4 protein-coding genes are annotated in these 4,307 nt (G+C 44.7%); 2 read left to right on the top strand and 2 right to left on the bottom strand.

From position 1 onward, the window contains the following. The coding region (locus tag QXT17_RS09870; RefSeq protein ID WP_342783451.1) for a methyltransferase domain-containing protein at positions 1-668 on the top strand (668 nt) is incomplete at its 5' end. Between the two features lie 205 nt (positions 669-873). Here the strand turns inward: QXT17_RS09870 and QXT17_RS09865 are convergent. Both QXT17_RS09865 and QXT17_RS09860 read right to left on the bottom strand, forming a co-directional pair. Further along, complete coding sequence (locus QXT17_RS09865; protein ID WP_020961716.1) at positions 874-1,998, bottom strand: CDP-alcohol phosphatidyltransferase family protein; 1,125 nt, start codon at positions 1,996-1,998, stop codon at positions 874-876. After that, entirely contained in the window at positions 1,985-3,847 is a 1,863-nt protein-coding gene (locus QXT17_RS09860; protein WP_020961717.1) for a sugar phosphate nucleotidyltransferase, read from the bottom strand. The genes QXT17_RS09865 and QXT17_RS09860 overlap by 14 nt, the downstream gene beginning before the upstream one ends. Positions 3,848-3,955: 108 nt before the next feature. Here QXT17_RS09860 and QXT17_RS09855 point away from each other — a divergent pair, with 108 nt between their 5' ends. Further along, on the top strand, positions 3,956-4,291 hold the full coding sequence (locus QXT17_RS09855; protein WP_020961718.1) for a PadR family transcriptional regulator: 336 nt from the start codon (positions 3,956-3,958) through the stop codon (positions 4,289-4,291). Positions 4,292-4,307 lie beyond the last annotated feature (16 nt).

Raw genomic sequence — 4,307 nt, 5'->3', positions numbered from 1 at the left:
TTATCTACCACGAGTTGCTCGTGCATCCGGCCATGGCCCTACACCCGGAGCCCAAAAGGGTCCTGATTATAGGTGGTGGCGAGGGGGCCTCGCTTAGAGAAGTCTTGAAGCATGGAACAGTAGAGGATGCGGTCATGGTTGACATTGACGAGAAGGTCGTGGAGTTCTCTAAAAGGTTCCTAGAGGTCATGCACCGTGGAAGCTTCTTTGACCCAAGGGCAAGGGTCGTCATAATGGACGGGCTAGAATACGTTAAGAAGACCGCCGACGGCACCTTCGACGTGGTGGTAATGGACCTGACAGACCCCTATGCTGGCCCCACAGCTCTGCCGCTTTACAGCTACGAGGCATTCAGGGAGATAAAAAGGATACTCAAGCCAGAAGGTGTAATGGCGACGCAGGCAGGCTCGAGCTATTTCTACCCAAAAGAGTACAGACAGGTAAAAGAAAACATAGAGAAAAACTTTAAGCACGTAGCCGAATACTGGGCGTGGATACCTAGCTTCGCTACAAACGTGAACTTTATCGTTGCATCAGATGCTTACGACCTTTATGGCCTCAGTGCGGAGATGTTCGACACAAGGCTGAAGTCAAGAAATGTTAACACAAAGTATCTAGTTGGTAGAAGGCTTACAGCCCACTTGAGTATGGGCGTCCTTTATGGCTAGGAGCCAGTTCTTCTAGCTTAAGTTAATGCGGTGGAGCGAAAAGAGTGCTCAAAGAGATTAGGACTAATCATCAGTGTTTTTTCCTTCATTTTTTAGTTACCTTTGATAGGTTCAGAAAGCTTAAGGACCCCTCTATCGTTTTGTATGGATGAGTTTTGCAGTGCGTCCTCGAGTTACTGTTTGGATAAGGGGTTATGTCGCGCTGTTATTTCTCCCTATCCAGCCTACTTAGATGTTGAATTGACCTGGATAAATAGATGACTGCTGTGAGCGATGCGTGTGCAATGCTCAGGAATAGTCCATTCATTGGATTCCCAAGCACTGCAGAGACGAGGAAATAGATTAAGTAGAAATTTCTTCTGCCATCTATAACTGCAAATTTCCTGTCGAAGTCGGAGTATGTCTTGAGACTCCTCCCCGTGATAAGTGCGAACTGGTTGAAGACATGCCTAGTGAAGCTGTCTATCACGAGGAAAATTATTCCCGTAACAAGTGCCTGTACTCCGTAGCCGTGAGTTCCCAGTCCTATGACAAGCGATGCGTAGACTGATTGCTCCCATAACGCATCTAGTGAATGCTCGAGGTGGCCAAGCTTCGTGAAACGGCCTCGGACTCTTGCCAGCTTTCCATCTACTCCGTCGAATATCCCTGCAATGTAGGCTACAACGCTTCCTAAGAAAAAGTAACCATTTAGGAAAAGGTAAATCACGGCCAGGGCTAATAGATTGACAAGCATAGTAATTCTATTTGGAGTGATCCACTTGATCTCTCCTATACTTTTCACGATAAAGTTCTCGAGGGGTGCATTCAGCATAGAAGTTAAATGGATGCCCTTCTGAGACCACATAACTATTGTTGCCTTAGATGTTTTTAGGTCTCCAGCATACACGCAGGCAGGTCTATGCCTTGGTTCAACAAAAGAATCAAGGTCTACGGCTTTATGTTCGGAACTAACAACTCTTTGGAGGACGGTTGTCTGTTTACATGTACCCACCGTATAATTGCTTTGAATGAATGTTCTAGTTGCGTCGGGGTGAACCAGGTAATCTGCCGAAATTATAATTGCTCCCTCGGTTGTTTTGAATCGTAGTTCGTCTATGCTACTTACATCTACATTTGTTTCTCCTATTTTCTCTAAGTAATCCCTGATTTGTGCAACTGTTTCTTTAGGGGCGAAGACTTGAATTTCTCTTATGCCCTGCGCCCTTATAGTTTGGATCCATCTTTCGATTGTTGTGGTGCCAAAGTGTGAAAGGAGAGCTACAGGTGTCTTTACGCCTTCTTTTTCTATAATTTCCCGGAAAACTAACAGTATCTTACCGAGACTCATATTCAAGGGCACCCTCGATTCTTTTAATGATTTCAGAAAAAACTTCCCCGAAAGCCTTATAGATAATTCTCGAGAGGTCATACAAAAAGAACAATAGGAAAAATAGCAGGACGAGTGAGGTAATCAACTCCAACAGTTGTCCTACTTTGGGTATTGTCCTCAACAAGGATGGGACGTAGAGAAGGGCAATTAGGGTTACTCCAAGGTATAAGAGATCGAGCCCGATGTGTTCAGCGACGCTTTCCGTTATGCCGAGGACACTTGTCATCTTTACCGCTAACGCGTCTACTAGCACCCTTACCCCGTCCAGGACATAGTAGCCATAGTATACGATTGCTAGTAGCGTGATAGCTGATACAGCTGTGCTCACGTCGATGCTTAGCAACCCAGTTTGTAGCAACGTATATCCGCCGAAGTAAGAATTAACATAGGACAGCACAATCAAGACTAAAATTAGCTTGAACCCCTTGCTTCCAGCTCTCTCAAGTTTCCGCGCGATCATTCCCCTTCTCTCAGCGATTTTTGGGAACTCTTCTGCTAAACGCAGAGGCTTAGCGGTGCCGATACGAGTACCACTAGAAAGCATGATAACTATGCCTGAGGCAATCCAATATGCCAGTGCTAGGATTTGCTGGTTTATCATCACGAGTAACATTGCTAAGAAGAGCTTTACAGCAGGATCAGCAAGGAAAGTTAACGCGGGAGGCCTTATTTCTTCATGCTCAAAAATAACCGAAAGTATAGAACTAGTTGCTCCCAAAACTGCGGCAAGGTAAAAGACGTTTGCGTTTATTTCCCCTAGACTGGCAACTAGGAAGTACAGCATACTCATCTCAGCGAGTGCCTGGCCAATTAAAGCAACATTGCCATAGGCTGGGAAAAGACCATGAAAAGAGACAATGACGTCGATGAAGTCTGTAAGAAAGATTAGGACATAGACATATACAGCTAGATACATATATGATGTCTTGAGGGCATCCAAGAATAGAGAAGGGACAAGAGAAAACATTACAAGTAAAAACAAAGACAAAAGTATTGCTCCAGATGCGTTGTTTCTCTTTAGCTTGCCGGCAAGGTAGCCTGTTAAAGGCCTAACGAGTATTTTCGTTGCCAGACTAGAAGTCTTTCTACCATAGTCACGTAGGTTTATTTGCTTGTAAATTTTCCTGGCATAGAGCAAGTCGCTAGGCGTATCGATGTCTTTCCACAGAAATCCCGTGACATCTACGTAATCAACTTCTCCATCCTTTGCGGCCTTGTCGAGGGCATCACCTATAGATGCGTTTATGCCTTTTTCATTGATCACCTCCTCAATGTATCGGCGCGCATTTTCTCGAATGATAATCAAGCCGGTATCTATCCCATACCTCGACTCAATGTTTTTGCCAACCTCTACGACTCTTCCTCCCTGCAACTTCACCTTTAGGCCCTCTTTTACCTCTGAAAGTGAGGGTTTCCTGTCAAGACATATAGTAAAAGCCTTGTTAGAGGAGTGAGTAAGCAACTTTTTCAGCATCTCGAACTCGAAAATGTGGTCGGACATCGCTACAAGAAAAGGAGGATCAACGTTTTTTAACGCCGTGTAAACTGTGTAGAGATTTCCAAACTCTTCAGCATCAATGCTCAAAATTATTGCTTTGTTTCCAAGCTTCTCCTTAAAGGGAGCAATATTTTCTTTCCTTGTAACCAAGTATATTGGGCTCAGGTTTGCCCTTGTAAACCTCTTAAGAATAAAGTCGAGGATCGTCACTCCAGGCTCAAGCTCCATTAGAGATTTGGGCCTCTCAAGAGAGTAGGGCTGGAGCCTGCTTGCAATGCCACCAGCGACGATAACCACGGGAAAAGTCATTTTTTCACAAACATGAAACAGGCAAAAAACGTTAAAATAGGTATCGTGGTGAAGGTGTTAAGCCGGCAAGTTGATATTTAAATGTAGGAACTTATTGAAGCACACGGTATGATTGTAAGCAGGAGCGTTAAGCCACTTGAGAGACTTAAGAGGAAAACAGGCGTAGAGAATCTATGGCTGTACGTCTTGGCTGAACTATCAAGAGGTGAGGATTACCCGTATTCGCTTATCAAGAGGATAAGGGAAGACTTTGGGGTAACGGCTGGGAAAGTCATCTTCTACGTTGTGACGCAGAAGCTTGAGGAAGAGGGCTTGATAAGGAGCCACTACGTCGAGAGGAGAAAGTACTTCGCGATAACTGAACAGGGCAGAGAGGTGCTAAGACAGGGGATTAGCTATTTGAAGGAGCTTTCCGAGAGACTCCACATTGTCTCTGGTATATGATTTTGCCTTTAGCAAA

This window comes from Thermofilum sp., assembly GCF_038871435.1.
Lineage (GTDB): Archaea > Thermoproteota > Thermoprotei > Thermofilales > Thermofilaceae > Thermofilum > Thermofilum adornatum.
Note: the sequence above shows the minus strand (reverse complement) of the source record. Positions and strands in the feature narration are given on the sequence as shown.

Bases quoted from the DNA above. Each gene is read 5' to 3' on its own strand.
- QXT17_RS09865 (WP_020961716.1), bottom strand. From the start codon at position 1,998: ATGAGTCTCGGTAAGATACTGTTAGTTTTCCGGGAAATTATAGAAAAA.
- QXT17_RS09860 (WP_020961717.1), bottom strand. From the start codon at position 3,847: ATGACTTTTCCCGTGGTTATCGTCGCTGGTGGCATTGCAAGCAGGCTC.
- QXT17_RS09855 (WP_020961718.1), top strand. From the start codon at position 3,956: ATGATTGTAAGCAGGAGCGTTAAGCCACTTGAGAGACTTAAGAGGAAA.